At 41.2% G+C, this 20,777-nt stretch carries 19 protein-coding genes; all 19 read left to right on the top strand.

What is annotated here, in order from left to right:
- Positions 1-138: 138 nt before the first annotated feature.
- The 19 genes from smc (at position 139) to trmFO (ending at position 20,743) form a co-directional block, all read left to right on the top strand.
- Complete coding sequence (smc, locus tag HC179_RS07760) at positions 139-3,705, top strand: chromosome segregation protein SMC (protein ID WP_168863811.1); 3,567 nt, start codon at positions 139-141, stop codon at positions 3,703-3,705.
- Between the two features lie 19 nt (positions 3,706-3,724).
- Positions 3,725-4,723, top strand: coding sequence for a signal recognition particle-docking protein FtsY (ftsY, locus tag HC179_RS07755; RefSeq protein WP_168863810.1), 999 nt, complete (start codon positions 3,725-3,727; stop codon positions 4,721-4,723).
- A gap of 572 nt (positions 4,724-5,295) precedes the next feature.
- Positions 5,296-5,634 carry a putative DNA-binding protein gene (locus HC179_RS07750; RefSeq protein ID WP_148986536.1) on the top strand — a complete coding sequence of 113 codons (339 nt, stop codon included), beginning with the start codon at positions 5,296-5,298 and terminating at the stop codon, positions 5,632-5,634.
- A 12-nt stretch (positions 5,635-5,646) separates the two neighbouring features.
- Positions 5,647-6,993 (top strand): signal recognition particle protein, encoded by a 1,347-nt coding sequence (ffh, locus tag HC179_RS07745; RefSeq protein ID WP_168863809.1) that lies wholly within the window; start codon positions 5,647-5,649, stop codon positions 6,991-6,993.
- Between the two features lie 118 nt (positions 6,994-7,111).
- Complete coding sequence (gene rpsP, locus HC179_RS07740; protein WP_148986534.1) at positions 7,112-7,384, top strand: 30S ribosomal protein S16; 273 nt, start codon at positions 7,112-7,114, stop codon at positions 7,382-7,384.
- An 8-nt stretch (positions 7,385-7,392) separates the two neighbouring features.
- On the top strand, positions 7,393-7,623 hold the full coding sequence (locus HC179_RS07735; RefSeq protein ID WP_060665873.1) for a KH domain-containing protein: 231 nt from the start codon (positions 7,393-7,395) through the stop codon (positions 7,621-7,623).
- 110 nt (positions 7,624-7,733) lie between these two features.
- Complete coding sequence (gene rimM / locus HC179_RS07730) at positions 7,734-8,252, top strand: ribosome maturation factor RimM (protein ID WP_168863808.1); 519 nt, start codon at positions 7,734-7,736, stop codon at positions 8,250-8,252.
- A 1-nt stretch (position 8,253) separates the two neighbouring features.
- The gene (gene trmD / locus HC179_RS07725) at positions 8,254-9,003 is read left to right on the top strand and encodes a tRNA (guanosine(37)-N1)-methyltransferase TrmD (protein WP_168863807.1); all 750 of its coding nucleotides are present in this window, start codon (positions 8,254-8,256) and stop codon (positions 9,001-9,003) included.
- A gap of 121 nt (positions 9,004-9,124) precedes the next feature.
- Positions 9,125-9,469 (top strand): 50S ribosomal protein L19, encoded by a 345-nt coding sequence (gene rplS, locus HC179_RS07720; protein WP_010193413.1) that lies wholly within the window; start codon positions 9,125-9,127, stop codon positions 9,467-9,469.
- A 163-nt stretch (positions 9,470-9,632) separates the two neighbouring features.
- The gene (gene lepB / locus HC179_RS07715; RefSeq protein ID WP_168863806.1) at positions 9,633-10,184 is read left to right on the top strand and encodes a signal peptidase I; all 552 of its coding nucleotides are present in this window, start codon (positions 9,633-9,635) and stop codon (positions 10,182-10,184) included.
- Positions 10,185-10,222: 38 nt separating this feature from the next.
- On the top strand, positions 10,223-11,080 hold the full coding sequence (ylqF, locus tag HC179_RS07710) for a ribosome biogenesis GTPase YlqF (RefSeq protein WP_060665877.1): 858 nt from the start codon (positions 10,223-10,225) through the stop codon (positions 11,078-11,080).
- Positions 11,081-11,134: 54 nt separating this feature from the next.
- Positions 11,135-11,905: a ribonuclease HII gene (locus tag HC179_RS07705; protein WP_168863805.1), complete on the top strand. Its 771-nt coding sequence runs from the start codon at positions 11,135-11,137 to the stop codon at positions 11,903-11,905.
- Positions 11,906-11,919: 14 nt separating this feature from the next.
- On the top strand, positions 11,920-13,257 hold the full coding sequence (locus HC179_RS07700; protein ID WP_168863804.1) for a hypothetical protein: 1,338 nt from the start codon (positions 11,920-11,922) through the stop codon (positions 13,255-13,257).
- The gene (locus tag HC179_RS07695) at positions 13,254-13,550 is read left to right on the top strand and encodes an EscU/YscU/HrcU family type III secretion system export apparatus switch protein (protein WP_168863803.1); all 297 of its coding nucleotides are present in this window, start codon (positions 13,254-13,256) and stop codon (positions 13,548-13,550) included. The genes HC179_RS07700 and HC179_RS07695 overlap by 4 nt, the downstream gene beginning before the upstream one ends.
- Before the next feature lie 226 nt (positions 13,551-13,776).
- Positions 13,777-14,937 carry an ADP-forming succinate--CoA ligase subunit beta gene (sucC, locus tag HC179_RS07690; RefSeq protein WP_060665881.1) on the top strand — a complete coding sequence of 387 codons (1,161 nt, stop codon included), beginning with the start codon at positions 13,777-13,779 and terminating at the stop codon, positions 14,935-14,937.
- Positions 14,938-14,955: 18 nt separating this feature from the next.
- Positions 14,956-15,858, top strand: coding sequence for a succinate--CoA ligase subunit alpha (gene sucD, locus HC179_RS07685; protein ID WP_168863802.1), 903 nt, complete (start codon positions 14,956-14,958; stop codon positions 15,856-15,858).
- Between the two features lie 75 nt (positions 15,859-15,933).
- On the top strand, positions 15,934-16,821 hold the full coding sequence (gene dprA, locus HC179_RS07680; RefSeq protein WP_168863801.1) for a DNA-processing protein DprA: 888 nt from the start codon (positions 15,934-15,936) through the stop codon (positions 16,819-16,821).
- A gap of 432 nt (positions 16,822-17,253) precedes the next feature.
- A complete protein-coding gene (topA, locus tag HC179_RS07675; protein WP_168863800.1) occupies positions 17,254-19,332 on the top strand; it encodes a type I DNA topoisomerase in 2,079 nt (692 codons plus the stop codon).
- 106 nt (positions 19,333-19,438) lie between these two features.
- Positions 19,439-20,743: an FADH(2)-oxidizing methylenetetrahydrofolate--tRNA-(uracil(54)-C(5))-methyltransferase TrmFO gene (gene trmFO, locus HC179_RS07670; RefSeq protein ID WP_060665885.1), complete on the top strand. Its 1,305-nt coding sequence runs from the start codon at positions 19,439-19,441 to the stop codon at positions 20,741-20,743.
- Positions 20,744-20,777: the final 34 nt, after the last annotated feature.

The following is a 20,777-nucleotide window of genomic DNA, read 5'->3' as shown; positions in this document are numbered from 1 at the left end:
CAGCGGGAGGATAGCGACAATGTTGAGACCTCTGAAGCGTTGTGAGGAGGCTCAAGGTCGCCCTCTGGATAAGCGAAGCCATTTGCGGAAATCAACAGAGGCGTTTAAAAGATAATGAAACTAAATGAGGTGAGGAATATGTACCTCAAACGATTGGAAGTAGTAGGGTTTAAGTCGTTTGCTGAAAAAATATCCGTTGATTTCGTACCAGGTGTCACAGCTGTCGTAGGTCCGAACGGAAGCGGAAAAAGTAATATTATCGATGCCATCAGATGGGTCCTTGGAGAACAATCAGCCAAATCCCTTCGCGGTTCTAAAATGGAAGACATCATTTTTGCCGGCAGTGATAGCAGAAGAGCATTAAATATGGCAGAGGTTACACTGACCTTAGATAACAGTAACCGTATCCTGCCAATAGATTATATGGAAGTGAGCGTTACAAGAAGGGCACTGAGATCTGGTGACAGTGAGTTCCTAATTAATAAACAAACATGCAGACTTAAGGACATAGTAGACCTTTTCATGGATTCTGGTCTTGGAAAGGAAGCCTTTTCCATCATCAGTCAAGGAAAAGTGGAAGAAATACTGAGCAGTAAATCAGAAGAGCGTCGAAGTATTTTTGAAGAAGCAGCTGGCGTCCTAAAATACAAATCCAGAAAAAAGAAAGCTGAAAGTAAACTAATGGATACTCAAGAGAATCTTAACCGGGTATCGGATATATTACATGAGCTGGAAGGGCAAGTGGAGCCATTGCAAATACAGGCTTCCATTGCCAAAGATTACCTGGAGAAGAAAGAAGAGCTTGAGCAAATTGAAGTAGGCGTCACGGTACACGAAATTGAAGAGCTTCATCAAAAATGGGAAAAAAATTCTTTGGAAGTCAAAAATAGTACCGAAAAAGAGCTTGTACTATCTTCTGAATTAAGCCAAAAGGAAGCGACACTTGAAAAGTACAAGGATCAAGTGGCCGCTTTGGACGAATCCATTGATTCCTTGCAACAAGCCCTTTTAGTAGCGAGTTCGGAACTTGAGAAACTTGAAGGAAGAAAGGAAGTTCTGAAGGAGCGTAAGAAAAACGCGACGACAAACCGTGCCCAATTAGAAAATTCATCGGTGGAGCTTTCAGAATTTATCCATGTTCAAAAGGACAAATTGGAAAGCGAAAAACACCTTTTGAATAAGCTTCGTGAAGAATTAGTATTAACAGAGCAACAACTCAAGGAAAAACAGGTGATCAACGAACAGTTTGACATGAATATTGAAGCGAAAATAGATGCTTTAAAGAGTGACTATATTGAACTTTTAAATAAACAGGCATCTGTTCGCAACGAAATCTCCTATCTTGAGCAGCAAGAAAAGCAGGAAGGCATGAAGGTAACCCGTCTAGACGAGGGCAACAGAAAATATGTCGATCTTCGGACTAATACCCAACAGAAGAAGGAAAAAGTACTTACCGACCATAAACAGGTACAAGAAGAACTGAATCAAACTGTAGACCGTTATAGAGCAGAGCAGGCAAGTTTGGAACAATTTAAACAGTCCTACCAGAAAAAAGAAACAACCTTGTATCAAGCATACCAATTCTTACAGCAAACCCGAGCGAGAAAAGAAATGCTCGAAACGATGCAAGGAGATTTTACAGGATTTTTTCAAGGTGTAAAGGAAATCCTGAAAGCTAGGGATGAAAATAGGCTTACTGGTATAAAAGGGGCTGTAGCCGAACTTATCCAAGTGAATCAAGATGTAGAGACGGCAATTGAGATTGCTCTTGGGAGCGCGACGCAGCATATCGTTGTGGATAATGAACAAAATGCGAGAGCATCCATCCAATACTTGAAAAAGAACGGTTTTGGGCGTGCCACTTTCCTGCCAATGACGGTCATGAAGCCTAGGACATTATCAGACTATCAAATGAACCAGATTAGTCAACATGAAGCTTTTGTAGGAATTGCCTCTGCTCTTGTGGAGTTTGACTCAGCCTATGAAAATATCGTCCATAACCTCTTGGGTACTATAGTCATTGCAAAAGACCTTAAAGGAGCCAATGCATTGGCAAGTATCCTTCAGCATCGCTATCGCATCGTTACACTAGAAGGGGATGTAGTAAACCCTGGTGGCTCCATGACAGGAGGGGCTGTTAAACAAAAATCTAATTCCCTCTTAAGTCGCGGTCGTGAGCTTGATTCCATTTCAGCAAAGCTAGAAGAGATGGAAAACAAAACAGCCTTGCTTGAGGATCAGGTAAAAACACTCAAGAAGAAAATAGAAGAGAAAGAGTCCCAAGTTATAGAGTTAAAGGGAATTGGTGAGGAATTAAGGTATAGAGAACAGCAGGTTTCAAGTCTTCTTCGGGAAGTGGAACTGGAAGAGAAAAACGTCAATGAACATTTAAGTATATATGATTATGAAAAGCAACAGCTCACCAATTCCATGAAGGATGCTGTGAACAAAAAAGCAAAGCTAGATGCCGAGCTGAAAACGGTTGGAGTGCAAATTGCTGCTCTAGACAAAGAGATTTCAAAACTAAATTCCTTAAAGTTGGAGCAACATGCAAACAAGGAGACCGTGCAAAACGAGCTTACTCAACTTAAAGTGGATTATGCGAGTAAAAAAGAAAAGCTTACGAACCAGTCGGAAAAAGTGACTACTATCGAAACAGATCTTGAACAAGCCACAGAAAGATTAAATGATATTAAGGAAGACTTATCTCTTTTACAAAGTGAAATGAATGATAATTCATCAGGTGAACAAAAACTGGAAGTGGCTGCAGCTGAAAAATTACAAGACAAAAACACCACGATGAAACTCATTGCAGAGCGCCGGGCTGAGAGGCTTTCTTACTACGAAAAGGTGGAACAAGAAGAGCTTCAACTAAAAGATTTAAAAAGACAGTATAAACAACTTACGGAAGTTCTAAAGGCGGAAGAAGTGAAAATGAACCGTCTAGATGTGGAATTAGATAATAGACTTCACCATTTAAGGGAAGAGTATATGCTGTCCTTTGAAGCGGCAAAAGAAGATTATCCACTTGAGATAGAGATCGAAGAAGCACGTAAAAAAGTAAAGTTAATCAAGCTGGCCATTGAGGAGCTTGGCACAGTCAATATCGCTGCAATAGAGGAATATGATCGAGTAAGCGAACGATATACATTCCTTAAGGAGCAAAAAGACGATCTTCAAGAAGCGAAGGATACCTTGTTCCAAGTAATCGGTGAAATGGATGAAGAAATGAAAAAGCGCTTTGAGACCACCTTCACGAATATACGCGCACACTTTCACGATGTGTTTCGTTCTCTATTCGGCGGAGGAAGAGCGGATCTTGTGTTAACAGATCCTTCCGATATGCTAAATACAGGCGTGGATATTGTGGCACAACCGCCTGGTAAAAAACTGCAGAATCTCGGCCTCTTGTCAGGAGGAGAAAGAGCGTTGACAGCAATAGCTCTGCTGTTCTCCATCCTAAAGGTAAGACCTGTTCCGTTCTGCATCCTCGATGAAGTAGAAGCGGCGCTTGATGAAGCAAACGTACACCGTTTTGCCCAATACTTAAAACAGTTCAGTGAAGAAACCCAATTCATTGTCATCACGCACCGCAAGGGAACGATGGAATTCAGTGACGTCCTTTACGGAGTTACGATGCAAGAATCTGGCGTTTCCAAATTGGTCTCTGTCCGGTTAGAAGAATCCAAAGAACTTGTTAAATAGAGAGGAAGAGAATGAAAAAATGAGTTTCTTTAAAAAATTGAAAGAAAAGCTTACCAACCAAACAGAATCTGTAACGGAAAAATTCAGAGAGGGATTAACGAAAACTCGCGACTCTTTTTCGGGTAAGGTTAATGATCTTGTTGCTCGCTACCGCAAAGTCGACGAGGATTTCTTTGAAGAATTAGAAGAAATCCTGATTGGAGCGGATGTTGGCGTAAACACCGTGATGGAATTGATTGATGAGCTTCGAATGGAAGTAAAACGACGCAATATCCAAGATCCCCGTGAGGTTCAAAGTGTCATTTCTGAAAAATTGGTGGAGATTTATCAAGCTGGAGATGATGTGTCTCCAACCATCAATTTTCAACAAGACGGCTTGACGGTAGTTCTGGTTGTAGGTGTAAACGGAGTAGGGAAAACTACTTCTATAGGAAAAATAGCTAAGAAACTGAAGCAGGAAGGAAAGAGCGTACTTCTTGCAGCAGGAGATACATTCCGTGCCGGTGCTATCGACCAGCTTGAAGTATGGGGCGAGCGTGTTGGTGTGGATGTGATCAAGCAATCAGAGGGTTCAGATCCGGCAGCTGTTATGTATGATGCCCTCCAAGCGGCTAAAGCTCGTAAAGTTGACGTACTTCTTTGCGATACAGCAGGTCGACTTCAAAACAAAGTCAATTTAATGAAGGAACTTGAAAAGGTGAAGCGTGTGATTGAGCGTGAAGTACCAGGCGCACCGCATGAAGTCCTTCTAGTATTGGATGCAACTACGGGCCAGAATGCTTTAAGTCAGGCAAAAATCTTTTCTGAAGCAACGAATGTTACGGGAATCGTTTTAACAAAGCTTGACGGTACTGCAAAGGGAGGTATCGTTCTAGCTATCCGCAATGAAATGAAAATTCCGGTCAAGTTTGTTGGTTTAGGAGAAAAAGCAGAAGATTTGCAAGAATTTAATGCAGAGCAATATGTGTATGGATTGTTTGCAGATATGATGGAAAAAGAAGAAGCACAAGAAAGCTAAAAAACGTACTACCACTTGCCGCCCCTCTAATCTGACGGGCGGTTTTTTAAAAAAACAAGATAGAATATGAAACTGTTGATTTCCGTTCCAGGCGCTTCGCTTGCCTGCGGGCGGTCCGTGAGCCTCCTCGGCTTGCAGCCTGTGGGGTCTCACCTGTCCCTTCCTCCTGCGGGCGTCTTCGCGCCTTCCACTCCAATCAACAAGGTGACCTCATTTATTGAAGGGCTTATGAGATTTCATCTAACGGAATTAAATGAAAAAGAACTATCATTTCGTTCTCATAATTTTCAGCTGTGGATTGGAGCAAATGTCGGAGACTCCAGCGGGGGAGAAACGGTAGATTGAGACCCCTGAAACGTTGTGAGGAGGCTCAAGCACCGTCCCGCGGAAAGCGAAGCCATTTGCGGAAAGGAATAGCGGTGGTCAACCAACAAACTAAAGTCTTTTAGACTAATTTTATTTAACATACTTGCTATTCTCACAGGTCAAGAAAAAAACTTGACATTCCCCATCCCAACCTGTAAACTAAGCTATTGTAAAGGCATTTCACTTAACAAGGGAGAGTGAAGAGGATGCTTGAAAAAACAACGAGAATGAACTATCTCTATGATTTCTATCAGTCGTTGTTAACACCAAAGCAACGAAGCTATATGTCTTTGTATTACTTAGATGATCACTCCCTTGGTGAGATAGCAGAGGAATATAACATAAGTCGTCAAGCAGTGTATGATAACATAAAACGTACAGAACAGATGCTTGAGCAATATGAAGAAAAGCTTTTGTTATTTCAAAAGTTTCAAGAGCGGCAGTCGCTTGTGCAGCAGATGAAGGATGAAGTCGAAAAGGCGGAAACTCCGTTTAACGGCCAGACTCTTTTAGCGCTGATTGAGTCGCTTGAGAAATTAGATTAGGGGGCGGCATACATGGCATTTGAAGGTTTAGCCGACCGTTTGCAAAATACGATACAGAAGATTCGCGGAAAAGGTAAGGTAAGTGAACAAGACGTTAAAGAAATGATGCGTGAAGTTCGACTGGCTTTACTTGAAGCGGATGTTAACTTCAAAGTAGTGAAAGACTTTGTAAAACGCGTGAATGAACGTGCAGTTGGACAAGAAGTCATGAAAAGTCTTACACCCGGTCAGCAAGTAATTAAAGTGGTAAAAGAAGAACTCACCGCGCTTATGGGCGGGGAGCAAAGTAAAATTGCAGTGAGCAGCAGACCGCCGACCGTCATCATGATGGTAGGTCTACAAGGTGCAGGTAAAACGACGACAACAGGAAAGCTTGCAAACCTATTGCGCAAAAAGCACAATAGAAAGCCTCTTCTAGTTGCAGCCGATATTTACCGACCGGCAGCTATTAAACAGCTTGAAACACTTGGAAAACAACTCAGCATGCCTGTTTTTTCTTTAGGAGATCAGGTTAGTCCTGTTGAAATTGCAAAGCAAGCCATTCAAAAAGCGAAAGATGAGCATCATGATTATGTGCTGATTGATACCGCAGGACGTTTGCATGTAGATGAAACACTAATGGACGAGTTAAAACAGGTGAAAGAAATATCCAACCCGGATGAAATCTTCCTTGTAGTCGATGCAATGACAGGACAAGATGCTGTAAATGTGGCGCAAAGCTTCAATGAACAGCTTGGCTTAACTGGCGTTGTATTAACAAAACTGGATGGAGATACCCGAGGGGGAGCTGCATTATCCGTTAAGGCGGTAACCAATACCCCGATCAAGTATATTGGTATGGGAGAAAAATTGGATGCCATCGAGCCTTTTCACCCTGAACGTATGGCCTCTCGTATTTTAGGTATGGGAGATGTGCTGACTCTAATTGAGAAGGCACAATCGAATGTAGACGAAGAAAAAGCCAAGGAGCTTGAACAGAAGCTGCGTACGATGAACTTTACGTTTGATGATTTCCTAGAACAGCTTGGCCAAGTAAGAAACATGGGGCCTCTTGATGAAATCCTTGGAATGATACCTGGAGCCAACAAGATGAAAGGCTTAAAAAATGTCCAGGTGGATGAAAAGCAAATTGGTCACGTTGAAGCAATTATCCAATCCATGACTAAAGCGGAGAAAGATAATCCAGATTTAATTAACGCGAGCCGTAAAAAGCGGATAGCAAAAGGTAGCGGTCGACCTATTCAGGAAGTAAACCGTCTACTTAAACAATTTGAAGAGATGAAAAAAATGATGAAACAGATGACAAGCATGCAAAAAGGAAAAGGCAAAAAAGGCGGCTTCAAATTTCCTTTCATGTAAGCATCCACAGCATTTTTTCTCTTAATAAATAAAGTGACAAGAAAAAACACTTTACAAACAAGTAACTACTTGTTATCATACTATCTTGTGTGAAATATTTTCGGAGGTGCTATATTAAATGGCAGTAAAAATTCGTTTAAAACGTATGGGTTCTAAAAAATCCCCATTCTATCGTATTGTAGTAGCAGATTCTCGTTCTCCTCGTGATGGACGTTTCATTGAAACAGTTGGAACTTACAACCCTGTAATGCAACCAGCTGAAGTTAAAATCAATGAAGAATTAGCTCTTAAATGGTTACAAGATGGCGCGAAGCCTTCTGACACAGTTCGTAACCTTTTCTCTAACGAAGGTATTATGGAAAAATTCCACAATGCCAAATTAGGTAAGTAAGAGGCAAAATGACAGAACTAATCCAAACAATTGTGACGTCGTTAGTAGATCATCCAGAAAATGTAGTGGTTACGGAAAAAGAAACAGGTAATGTTCTTACGTATCAACTTACGGTGCATCAAGATGATTTAGGGAAAGTGATTGGTAAGCAGGGTAGAATTGCAAAAGCAATCCGAACAGTCTTGTTCGCTGCTGCTTCTCACGAGAATAAACGAGTGCAATTAGAGATTATGGAGTAGGGGGAGGCTTTGATGCTTCCCCTTTTCTTTTTGGTTAAATAGGTAAGAGAACCTCTTTGAGGGTACTCTATTTATATAGAAGATAAGCGTTGCGCGTGGAGGTGCATGAAATGTCAAAGTGGTTCAACGTAGGTAAGCTTGTAAATACACACGGGATAAAAGGTGAGGTTCGTGTGGTTTCTAGAACGGATTTTCCTGACGAACGTTATAAAAAAGGGAATCTCCTATACTTATTCTTGCCAAATGAAAAGGAACCTGTAGAAGTTAAGGTTGCATCTAGAAGAGTACATAAATCCTTCGATCTTCTCACATTTGAAGGGTTCCATAATGTAAACGAAGTGGAAAAATTCAAAGGAGCTATTGTTAAGGTTCCAGAAGACCAACTAGGTGAACTGGAAGAAGGAGAATATTACTTCCACGAGATTGTTGGCTGTAAAGTAATCCTTCAGGAAACGATGGAGGAGATTGGAACAGTTAAAGAAGTGTTAACACCAGGAGCAAACGATGTCTGGGTAGTTAAGGCAAAGAAAGGGAAGGACATATTAATCCCTTATATTGATCAAGTAGTGAAGAAAGTGGATGTGCAGGAAAAAACGATCATCATAGAGCCGCTAGAAGGACTGTTTTAATATGAAGATTGATATCCTTTCCATTTTTCCGGAGATGTTTACAGGTGTTCTCGGTTCCTCCATTCTAAAAAAAGCTGCGGATAAAGGTGCCGTTCAATACAGTGTGACCGATTTTCGAGAGTTTGCGGATAACAAACATAAGACAGTAGATGATTATCCTTATGGCGGCGGCGCTGGTATGGTTCTCAAGGCTCAGCCGATCTTTGATGCTGTTTCATCACTCACAGAAACCAATCAGTCTTCCGAAAAGCCCAGAGTGATTCTCATGTGTCCTCAAGGAGAGAGGTTCACGCAGAAAAAAGCAGAAAAATTAGCACAAGAAGAACATCTGATATTCATCTGCGGTCATTATGAAGGCTATGATGAGCGAATCAGAGAACATGTTGTCACAGATGAGATCTCCATTGGGGACTATGTCCTTACTGGTGGCGAACTTGCTTCCATGGTCATAGTAGACAGTGTGGTTCGTTTACTTCCAGATGTATTAGGAAAAGCGGCTTCCCATGAACAGGACAGCTTTAGTACAGGCCTTCTTGAGCATCCCCATTATACGAGACCGGCTGATTTCCGGGGCATGAAAGTGCCGGATGTTCTGATATCAGGTAATCATGCACATATTGAAGAATGGCGGACAAAAGAGTCTATACGAAGAACATGGAACAGAAGACCCGACTTATTCGATGAATATCCGTTAACAGATCAACAGCAAAAGTGGCTTGAAGAAATTAAAAAAGAGGATAAGGCATATTGATTTTATTCGTCTAATATGCTATTATACTCTTTGTGACTTAGCTATGGCTATGTCTAAAAACGATGTTCCGCTGCATCAAATAAGTATGGTATGAGCATCTGTGGAAAAGGAGCAGAAAACTATGCAAAAATTAATCCAAGATATTACTCAAGAGCAGTTGAAAACTGATCTTCCTTCTTTCCGTCCTGGTGACACTGTACGTGTTAACGTTAAGGTTGTAGAGGGAACGCGTGAGCGTATTCAGGTATATGAAGGAGTAGTAATCAAACGTCGTGGCGGCGGAATCAGCGAAACTTTCACAGTTCGTAAGATCTCTTACGGTGTTGGAGTTGAGCGTGCATTCCCACTACACTCCCCTAAAATTGAGGGAATTGATGTAGTTCGTCGTGGTAAAGTACGTCGTGCGAAACTTTACTACCTACGTGCATTACGTGGTAAAAAAGCGCGTATCAAAGAGATTCGATAATCAAAGGGGGAGCTTGGAGACAAGCTCTCTTTTTTTACTAAAAAAATGGCTGCGCAATATCTATCGTTTTGTTTAAATAAAAACAAGGTATATAATTGAAGTAGAATTACATATAAATTCTCGTTAAATATGAGAACATAATGAAAACGGCGGAGGAACAGATATGGCACGTTCTAAAAATGAACTTTGGGAATGGGTAAAGGCCTTAGCTATCGCAGTAATTCTTGCAGCAGCAATACGTTATTTCTTTTTTGCACCGATTGTTGTGGATGGTGATTCCATGATGCCCACACTTCATAATCAGGATAGAATGATCGTGAACAAGATTGGATATAAAGTTGGTGAACCAGAAAGATTTGACATCGTTGTGTTCCATGCAACAGAAGACAAGGACTATATCAAGCGTATTATCGGTTTGCCGGGGGACGAAGTGGAATATCGGGATGATGTCCTGTATATCAACGGAAAAGCCTATGAAGAGCCGTATTTGGACAGCTATAAGGCTCAATATCCGGATGGCCCATTAACGGAGGATTTCACTCTAGAAGAAAAGACCGGCCTTAAGGAAGTGCCAGAAGGTCATCTTTTCGTAATGGGAGATAACCGCAGATTCAGCAAGGATGGGCGTCACATCGGTACAGTGCCACAAGAAGAAGTATTAGGCAAAACCAATATCGTCTACTGGCCGCTATCAGACTTAAGAATGGTAAAATAATATATGATTTTTCGCAAGGACTTCAGGAGGCAATTCTCATGACAATACAGTGGTTCCCCGGGCATATGGCGAAAGCCCGCAGACAAGTAACAGAAAAACTAAAATTAATTGATATCGTCTACGAATTGGTAGACGCGCGGATTCCCGTATCATCACGCAACCCGATGATTGACGAAATCATCTCCAATAAACCAAGAATCATCCTACTAAACAAAGCAGACATGGCAGATGCAAAGGTGACGCGCGAATGGTTGGAGTATTTCAATCTCCCAGGTTCATCAACAAAAGCGATTGCTATTGACTCTCAAACCGGTAAGGGGATACAGCAAATCGCAACATTATCAAAAGAGCTATTAAAAGAGAAGTTTGATAAAATGCAATCTCGCGGAATTAGACCAAGAGCAATCAGAGCACTGATTGTCGGCATCCCCAATGTTGGGAAATCCACACTTATTAACAGGCTGGCGAAGAAAAATATTGCTCAAACAGGAGACAGACCTGGTGTAACAAAGGCCCAGCAATGGGTCAAAGTTGGTAAGGAGTTGGAATTACTTGATACACCGGGTATCCTTTGGCCGAAGTTTGAAGATCAGGAGGTAGGCTACCGCTTAGCTACTACTGGTGCCATTAAAGACACCATCATCAACCTACAGGACATTGCTGTATTTGCACTTAGATTTCTGACAGACGCCTATCCAGAGAGGTTGAAGGAACGATATGGTCTCGAGGAAATACCAGAGGATATCGTAGAACTTTTTGATGCGATTGGCTCTAAACGAGGGTGCAAGATGAGCGGTGGGTTGATCGATTATGATAAGACTGCTGAACTCATCATACGGGAGATCCGTTCTGAGAAGCTAGGCAAGCTTAGTTTGGAGAAGCCGGAAAAACTATAGAAAAAGGCTGGCACATGTGCAGCCTTTTTCTTTTTGGGTAAAGGAGTTAAAAACATGGAGAAAAAGTCGATAAAAGAAATAGAGAAAATGCTAGATGGAATTGATAGTGAAAAAGATCCCTACCTCCTACTTATCAAAGAGGATGAACGAAAAGGTGTTAAAGCTCTTTATAAAAGGTGGACAAAGAGAAGGTCGGAACAGCAGAAACTTATTGAGCAGTTTCAAGAGATGCAAAAATATGAACGCTCTTTATGGCAAAGCGGACGCCGATATATTGCCGGTATAGATGAAGTAGGGCGCGGTCCCTTAGCAGGACCGGTGGTAGCCGCTGCAGTCATTCTCCCAGAGAACTTTCACCTACCTGGACTCACTGACTCCAAAAAACTGAGTCCGCAGAAACGAGAACACTTCTACCATTACATAAAAGATCATGCTATCAGTTATGGAATCGGGATAGTGGACTCCGAAGCAATTGACCAAGTTAATATATATGAGGCAACAAAACTAGCAATGATACAAGCAGTGAAGAGCCTTTCTGAAACACCTGATCATCTTTTGATTGATGCGATGAAGCTGGATTTAGCCATTGAACAAACATCCATTATTAAAGGAGATGCCACAAGCATTTCCATTGCTGCCGCTTCTGTGTTGGCTAAGGAGACAAGAGACACATATATGAAGGAACTTGCAAGAGAATTTCCACAATATGGTTTTGACAAAAATATGGGCTACGGAACCCGAGAACATCTAATTGCTTTAGAAGAAGTAGGGGTGACCCGAGAACACCGTCGATCATTCTCACCAGTAAAGGAAATGGTTGACTAAAAGAGGAGTTAGCTATGAACATTTTGCAGTTCATCCAATCAAAGGGGATTGGTATTGATTCATTGTTGGGCAAACCATCTATCGACCCTCTTTCACAAATACCTGGAAGAGTTCTTCGAGCAATGGTAACGGAGCAGTTGAATGGTGCTGTTTTTTCCATTAAGAAGGGATCTATCACTGTACAAGCAGTCATCTATGGAAAAGTGGAGGTTGGCAAGGAATATACGTTCTCCGTACAGAAGGGAGAGAGTGGAGTGTTCTTGGTGCCTACCCATAAAGATGTAGCTTCCTATCAACCGCTATCTTCCCAAGTAGAAAAAAATTCTAATGGAACGAATAAACCCGCTATCCAAACAACCTCTTCTCCTGCTCCTTCACAAACGACTCAAGAGGTCATACAGGCACTGGTCGCACAAAAAGGAGGAAAGATGCCTTTTATCACCATAAAAGAAATGGCGGAGGTGATAGACCGCCTGCCACCGTCACTAAAGGAAAAGGGGATGGAGTTGGTAAAAGTGCTGGTTTTGCGAAATGGTCTCACCAACATTCCTGAAAAGCTCCAAATGATGGTTACTGGCCTTTCTGACCAGGAAACGACCTTGCAAACACTGTCCAAAGTGGAAGCTCATCTTCAAAAAGCAGCACCGCTTACTCTGATTCAGGAAAACCTATTGGATGTCATTCAAAAAATGCAGCTTCCTAAAACCCTTCACACCAAAGGAGAGGCATTGCAATTTATCAGACAGGTTCTCCCCCTGCTGGGCTTGAATTTTGAAAATGATCTATTCCATTTCGTTCGGCAGGACCAGCCGTTATCACAAGCGAAGCTGGAACACTTGAAGCCGCTACTTTTGAATTATTTAAACCAAGCAACAACAACTGAGGAGAAAGCGACCATCAATCAACTCGTCTCCAAATTGACTAGTTTTCAACTCCTAACAAGAGAAGAAGGAAATCTTCATCATGTTTTCATCCCCCTACCTGTTAACTTGGAGAATGAAGCAAGAGAATGGTATGTACATATAAGCTCGAAAAAAAAGAACGAAACCCTAGATCCCGAATATTGCCGAATTGTCCTTTTACTCGACTTGCCCGTATTTTCTTCTGTCATGGTAGACATGCTTGTACAAGGAAAAGTAGTGAGTATTTATTTTCAACATTCCTACCCGAGACTTGAAACACTTGTCCAACAAAGCGCTTATCTATTAAAAAGCACACTGACTGACAAAGGCTATACTTTAAGCAATATCAAAGCTGATTGGAAAGAAGCCGAAAGAACACCTGGGATGTCATTGGACTATTTAAGGACAATTTTGTCCCCGCCGCAGGAAGGGGTGGACATTAGAATATGAGTAAAGACATCTTAAAGAGAAAAAAAGCGGTTGCCATCAAGTATGAACAGAACAAAAGTGTGGCACCTGTTGTGCAGGCAAAGGGTACTGGGCTCATAGCTGAAAACATTCTGGAGGAAGCCAAAAAGCATAATATCCCCATACAGGAGGATCAGGCATTATTAGAGATACTGATGGAAATAGAATTAAATGAAACAATACCTGAAGAACTATATGAGATCGTGGCAGAGGTCTTAGCATATGTGTACAACCTTCATAAAGACGAGAAAAAGAATGTGAAAAATACCACGTGAAGGTTTTTTAACATAATGAAAATAGATTGAATAATCTGTCAAATATCCTGTGTTTTTACGAATCGCCCCCTTTTCTTCAACAAAATAGGATGTCAATCTATTAATTTTTTGAAAATAGTATAATATTTTTGCAGAAAGGTAGACATTTGATGGCGCATTTAATAAAATGAAAGCGCAGTCTATTTTTAAATAATGTTCTGTTATACATAAGATTGGAGGATGGGAAATGAATATCCATGAATATCAAGGAAAAGAGATCCTCAGAAAATACGGGGTAGCTGTTCCAAATGGCCGCGTTGCATTTACAGTAGAAGAAGCAGTGGACGCTGCAAAAGAACTAGGAACAGAAGTTTGTGTTGTGAAAGCACAAATTCACGCAGGTGGCCGCGGTAAAGCCGGCGGAGTTAAAGTTGCCAAAAACCTGGATGAAGTTCGCGAATACGCAGGAGATATCCTGGGTAAAACGTTGATTACACATCAAACAGGTCCTGAAGGCAAAGAAGTAAAACGCTTACTTATTGAAGAAGGTTGCGACATTAAGAAAGAATACTATATTGGTCTTGTGTTAGATCGTGCAACTTCCCGTGTCGTATTAATGGCATCTGAAGAAGGCGGAACAGAAATTGAAGAAGTGGCAGAGCAAACGCCAGAAAAAATCTTCAAAGAAGTTATTGATCCAGTTGTAGGTCTTACTGGGTATCAAGCACGCCGAATCGCGTTCAACATCAATATTCCAAAAGAATTGGTTGGAAAAGCAGTTAAGTTCATGATGGGACTATATACAGCTTTTGTGGAAAAAGATTGTTCTATCGCTGAGATCAACCCATTAGTAGTAACTGGCGACGGTAACGTAATGGCACTTGATGCAAAGCTTAACTTCGATTCCAATGCATTATACCGTCACAAAGATATCCTTGAGTATCGTGACCTGGAAGAAGAAGATGCAAAAGAAATCGAAGCTTCCAAATATGATCTAAGCTACATCTCACTAGATGGTAACATCGGATGCATGGTTAACGGTGCAGGACTTGCGATGGCAACAATGGACATCATCAAGCATTACGGTGGAGACCCTGCTAACTTCCTAGATGTTGGGGGCGGAGCTACTGCTGAGAAAGTAACAGAAGCTTTCAAAATTATCCTTTCTGATGATAATGTAAAAGGGATTTTCGTTAACATTTTCGGTGGAATTATGAAGTGTGACATCATTGCTACAGGTGTTGTGGAAGCAGCGAAGCAAGTTGGACTTGAAGTACCTTTAGTAGTTCGTTTGGAAGGTACAAACGTAGACTTAGGAAAACAGATCTTACGTGAGTCGGGCTTAAATATCGTTGCAGCAGAATCCATGGCTGATGGTGCACAAAAAATCGTAGCGCAAGTAGGATAAGAAAGGCAGGGGACATTCATGAGTGTATTCATTAATAAAGATACAAAAGTAATCGTACAAGGTATTACTGGTTCCACAGCGTTGTTCCATACAAAACAAATGCTTGAGTATGGTACACAAATCGTTGGTGGTGTAACACCAGGTAAGGGTGGCACTGAGGTTGAAGGTGTACCTGTATTCAATACAGTAGAAGAAGCTGTCAAAGCTACTGGTGCAAATGCATCTGTTATCTACGTTCCAGCTCCATTTGCTGCAGATGCAATCATGGAAGCGGTAGATTCAGATCTTGACTTGGCTATTTGTATTACAGAGCATATTCCTGTACTTGATATGGTAAAAGTGAAGCGTTACATGGAAGGGAAAAAGACTCGTCTTGTTGGTCCTAACTGCCCTGGCGTTATCACTCCTGGTGAGTGCAAGATCGGAATCATGCCTGGTTATATCCACACAAAAGGCCACGTTGGGGTTGTTTCCCGTTCTGGTACATTAACTTACGAAGCAGTTCACCAATTATCTCAAGAGGGTATTGGTCAATCTACGGCAGTAGGTATCGGTGGAGACCCTGTAAACGGTACGGATTTCATTGATGTATTAAAAGCGTTTAATGAAGATGAAGATACGTATGCGGTTATTATGATTGGTGAAATCGGCGGAACAGCTGAAGAAGAAGCAGCTCTTTGGGTAAAAGAGAACATGACAAAACCTGTTGTCGGCTTCATCGGAGGCCGTACTGCACCTCCTGGTAAGCGTATGGGTCACGCAGGAGCAATCATCTCAGGTGGTAAAGGTACTGCCGATGAGAAGATCCGTGTGATGAATGAGTGCGGCATTGAAGTTGCTGATACTCCATCTGTTATGGGTGAAACACTTATCAAAGTAATCAAAGAGCAAGGCATTTACGACAAATGTAAAACACATTAATATAAAGATGGATAAGGGATAGTCGAGTTAGGCTATCCCTATTTCCATGAAAATTGAAAGAGGTGTATTGCTTATATGCAAATAGAGAAAAAAAGATTGATAACCCTGCATCATTGTCCAGGAATCTCCTTGAAAACACTCCACCATCTATTATGGAAAGATCCCACATTTGACCTTCTATACACCATGAAACCTTCTGACATTGCTTCCTATTTCACCATCACATCAAAGCAAGCACATTCCATCTACTATTACATCCACAACAATAATGTCACACAACTTCTTTCTATTTATAAAGAACACGACATTCAGTCCCTGACTTTTTGGGATGATGACTATCCTGCCTTATTAAAAGAAATCTATGATCCTCCAGTAGTCCTCTATACAAAAGGTAACCACCAACTTCTGAAAACCAGAATGCTGGGAATAGTCGGTGCTAGATTGATGTCTTCATACGGCAGTCACTCCCTAAACAAATTGGTTCCCCCGCTTTTAAAAGAAGACTTCACAATCGTAAGCGGATTGGCAAAAGGGGTGGACATTTGTGCGCATCGGTTAGCAATGGAAAGCGGTGGAAACACCATCGCTGTCTTAGGTAGTGGCTTGTTTCATATTTATCCGAAAGAACACCGATCTTATGCAGAAACAATCGCCTCCCAACATCTACTCCTCTCAGAATATCCACCATACACAAGTCCAACAAGATGGAACTTCCCACAAAGGAATCGTATTATCAGCGGTTTAAGTGAAGGGGTAATCATTATTGAAGCGAAAGAGAAAAGCGGGTCCCTCATTACTGCAGATCAAGCAATGGAACAAGGGAGAGAGGTGTTTGCTGTTCCAGGGTCGATCCTTTCAGAAACATCCAAAGGGACAAATACCCTCATTCAACAAGGAGCAAAACTTGTGATTAGTCATCTTGATATTTTAGAAGAATTGACTAGCAATGAAATGGTAAAATGAAAAAATAGGCACAGAGATTACAATTAAGTGACAAAAAAATAACTATTTTTGAGAGAATTTTCGTTTTTTACTTTACAAATCAATATATGTCTATATTATTATAGGGTACAATGATATTAAAAATTGTACCCTTTTCTTATTATAGGAAAGGCTTCTCTAATGAGAAAAGTTTGCGGGGACTAGTATATAAAGAAGATTCTGTGTCTACATATAATACATAAGGGTAACCGGAATGTTTAATGAGGATAAAACTAGGAAAATACATAAAATATTGAAATACTCTGTTTGACAAACGGTTACATAATATTTAATAATGGTGAAGATTTATAATAATAGATAAAACTAAAATGAAAATAGAAGCTAAAAACTTTGAGAAAACGCATCATCTTATTGTTTTTTCTAAGAATTTACCCTCTTGAGGAGGATTATTGAATGGCAGATTACTTAGTGATTGTGGAATCACCAGCAAAAGCGAAAACAATAGAACGATATTTAGGAAAAAAATATAAAGTGAAAGCCTCCATGGGGCATGTAAGAGATTTGCCTAAAAGTCAGATGGGTGTTAATGTCGACCATGAATTCGAGCCGAAATATATTACCATTAGAGGGAAAGGTCCCGTCTTGAAGGAATTGAAAACTGCTGCCAAAAAAGCGAAGAAAATTTTCCTCGCGGCTGACCCGGATCGTGAAGGGGAAGCTATCGCATGGCATCTTGCCCATAGCCTCGATATAGATATCACATCTGATTGTCGGGTCGTTTTTAACGAAATTACAAAAGACGCAATTAAAGAATCATTCAAACATCCAAGACCGATTAATCTTGACGTAGTCGACGCCCAGCAGGCAAGAAGGATTTTGGATAGACTTGTAGGATATAATATTAGCCCTTTATTATGGAAGAAAGTGAAAAAGGGATTAAGTGCTGGACGCGTTCAGTCTGTTGCTGTACGTTTAGTCATTGAGCGAGAGCAAGAGATAAATGCGTTTGAACCAGAAGAGTACTGGTCCATAAAAAGCAGCTTCCTTACCGGAAAATCAAAAGAATTTGAAGCAAGCTTCTATGGAGTAGACGGAAAGAAAACAGAGTTGAAATCTGAAGAGGATGTTAATGAGATTCTAGGAAGGCTTGAGGGCAACTCTTTTGAAATCAAGAGTGTAACCAAAAAGGAGCGTAAACGTAATCCAGCGCTTCCTTTCATCACATCTTCACTGCAACAGGAGGCTGCGCGTAAACTTAACTTCCGTGCCAAGAAAACCATGATGATGGCTCAGCAGCTATATGAGGGCATTGAACTTGGAAAACAAGGTACAGTCGGTCTTATCACTTACATGCGTACCGATTCAACGCGTATTTCAGAAACCGCTAAAAAAGAAGCGGTGGAATATATCGAAAAAACGTATGGCAAACAATTTGTTTCTACTGAAGAAAGAAAAGAAGCAAAAAAGAGCAACGCGCAGGATGCCCATGAAGCGATACGTCCAACTTCTACCATGAAGGACCCACAGTCCATTAAAGAATACTTATCGCGAGATCAATTCCGTTTATACAAATTGATTTGGGAGCGTTTCGTTGCAAGTCAGATGGCACCCGCAATCTTGGATACAGTCAGTGTGGACTTGACCCAAAATGATGTGCTATTCCGTGCGACCGGATCTACGGTCAAGTTTCCTGGTTTCATGAAAGTATATGTAGAAGGTAATGACGATCAACAGGAAGAAAAAGAAAACCTGTTGCCTCCTTTAGAGAAAGGAGACACAGTCTTTTCCAAAGATATCGATCAAAAGCAACACTTTACACAACCTCCACCAAGATATACGGAGGCTAGGCTTGTACGTACCTTAGAGGAGCTCGGGATAGGAAGACCCTCAACGTATGCACCTACACTAGATACAATCCAGAAAAGGGGCTATGTTGCGCTTGATAATAAACGATTTGTTCCTACTGAGCTTGGAGAGATTGTCATCCAATTGATTTTGGAGTTCTTCCCGGAAATCATTAATGTGGAGTTTACTGCCGATTTGGAGACAAACCTCGATAATGTCGAAGATGGAAAAGTTAACTGGGTAAACATCATTGATGGCTTTTATCATGAATTCGCCAAGCGGTTAGAAAAAGCGGAAGCGGAAATGCAGGAGATTGAAATTAAAGATGAGCCTGCAGGTGAGGATTGTGAACTTTGCGGTCACGAAATGGTTTTTAAAATGGGAAGGTACGGAAAATTTATGGCTTGTTCCAATTTTCCAGATTGCCGTAATACAAAACCTATCGTGAAAGAGATCGGCGTTCCTTGTCCTAAATGCGAAAAAGGGAATATCGTCGAAAGAAAAAGTAAAAAGAAACGAATTTTCTATGGCTGCGACCAATACCCTACCTGTGAATTCCTATCATGGGATAAGCCTATTGCGAGAAAATGTCCAAAGTGTGAATCCTTACTGGTCGAGAAAAAGCTTAAAAAAGGTGTACAGGTACAGTGCGTAGAGTGCGATTATAAAGAAGAACCACAAGGATAAGCTGATTGATAGCAAAGAGGGGACTGACACTTGAGTGGTTGGGTCAGCCCTTTTTCCTTTGTGAAAAAAATAGTGAATGTAGCAATATATTTTGGAGGTATCAGTTATGACAAACACAGTAGTTAATGTAATTGGAGCTGGCCTTGCCGGCAGTGAAGCAGCATGGCAGCTTGCAAATAGAGGGATACAGGTTCATCTATATGAAATGCGTCCAGTCAAACAAACACCTGCCCATCACACAGATAAATTTGCAGAGCTTGTTTGCTCCAATTCCCTACGCGCCAACAACTTGACAAATGCAGTAGGGGTGTTAAAAGAAGAGATGAGAATGCTTGACTCGGTCATCATTCGTTCAGCAGATGACTGTGCGGTTCCAGCAGGCGGTGCCTTGGCTGTGGACAGGCATGAATTTGCTGCTAAAGTTACTGAAAGAGTAAAAGAACATCCTAATGTGACTGTATTTAATGAAGAGATGGAACAAATCCCTGACGGACCGACCATCATAGCAACAGGGCCGCTAACGTCCAAAGCCCTATCAGACCAGCTTCGTTCCTTAACTGGTGAAGAATATCTATATTTCTACGATGCTGCAGCACCTATCATCGAAAAAGACAGCATCAACATGGATATTGTTTATTTGAAATCCCGTTATGATAAAGGGGAAGCGGCCTACTTGAATTGCCCGATGACAGAAGAACAGTTTAATCGTTTCTACGATGCCCTAGTGGAAGCAGAAACTGTTCCATTGAAAGAGTTTGAAAAGGAGATTTTCTTTGAAGGGTGTATGCCAATTGAAGTAATGGCAAATCGTGGAAAGAAGACGATGCTCTTTGGACCTTTAAAGCCAGTTGGTTTAGAAGACCCAAAAACGGACAAACGTCCATATGCTGTTGTGCAACTTCGTCAAGATGATGCGGCAGGCACTTTGTATAATATTGTTGGTTTTCAGACACATTTAAAATGGGGTCCACAAAAAGAAGTAATCCGTCTAATTCCTGGTTTAGAAAATGCGGAGATTGTTCGATACGGTGTTATGCACCGCAATACTTTTATCAATTCTCCTAACCTGCTGAAACCTACCTATCAATTCAAAGAAAGAGAAGATCTCTTCTTTGCCGGTCAAATGACAGGAGTCGAAGGGTATGTAGAATCGGCAGCCTCAGGCCTAATAGCGGGGATGAATGCAGCTCGCCTAGTTCTTGGAGAGGAACCATTGGTGTTCCCTAAAGAAACTGCAATTGGAAGTATGGCACATTACATCACTTCTACAAATGCGAAAAACTTCCAACCAATGAATGCTAATTTTGGGTTATTCCCCGAGCTTCCGAAGAAAATCAAAAATAAGCAAGAGCGCAATGAAGCGCATGCTAGGAGAGCGTTGGAAACAATTCAGAATTTTGTAAAAAATTAATCAAATTAATTGCAAGGGCTACTAAATTGTGATA

Origin of the sequence: Bacillus sp. RO1 (assembly GCF_012524115.1) — a bacterium.
Lineage (GTDB): Bacteria > Bacillota > Bacilli > Bacillales > Bacillaceae_I > Sutcliffiella_A.
This window is presented reverse-complemented; position numbering and strand designations above follow the sequence as displayed.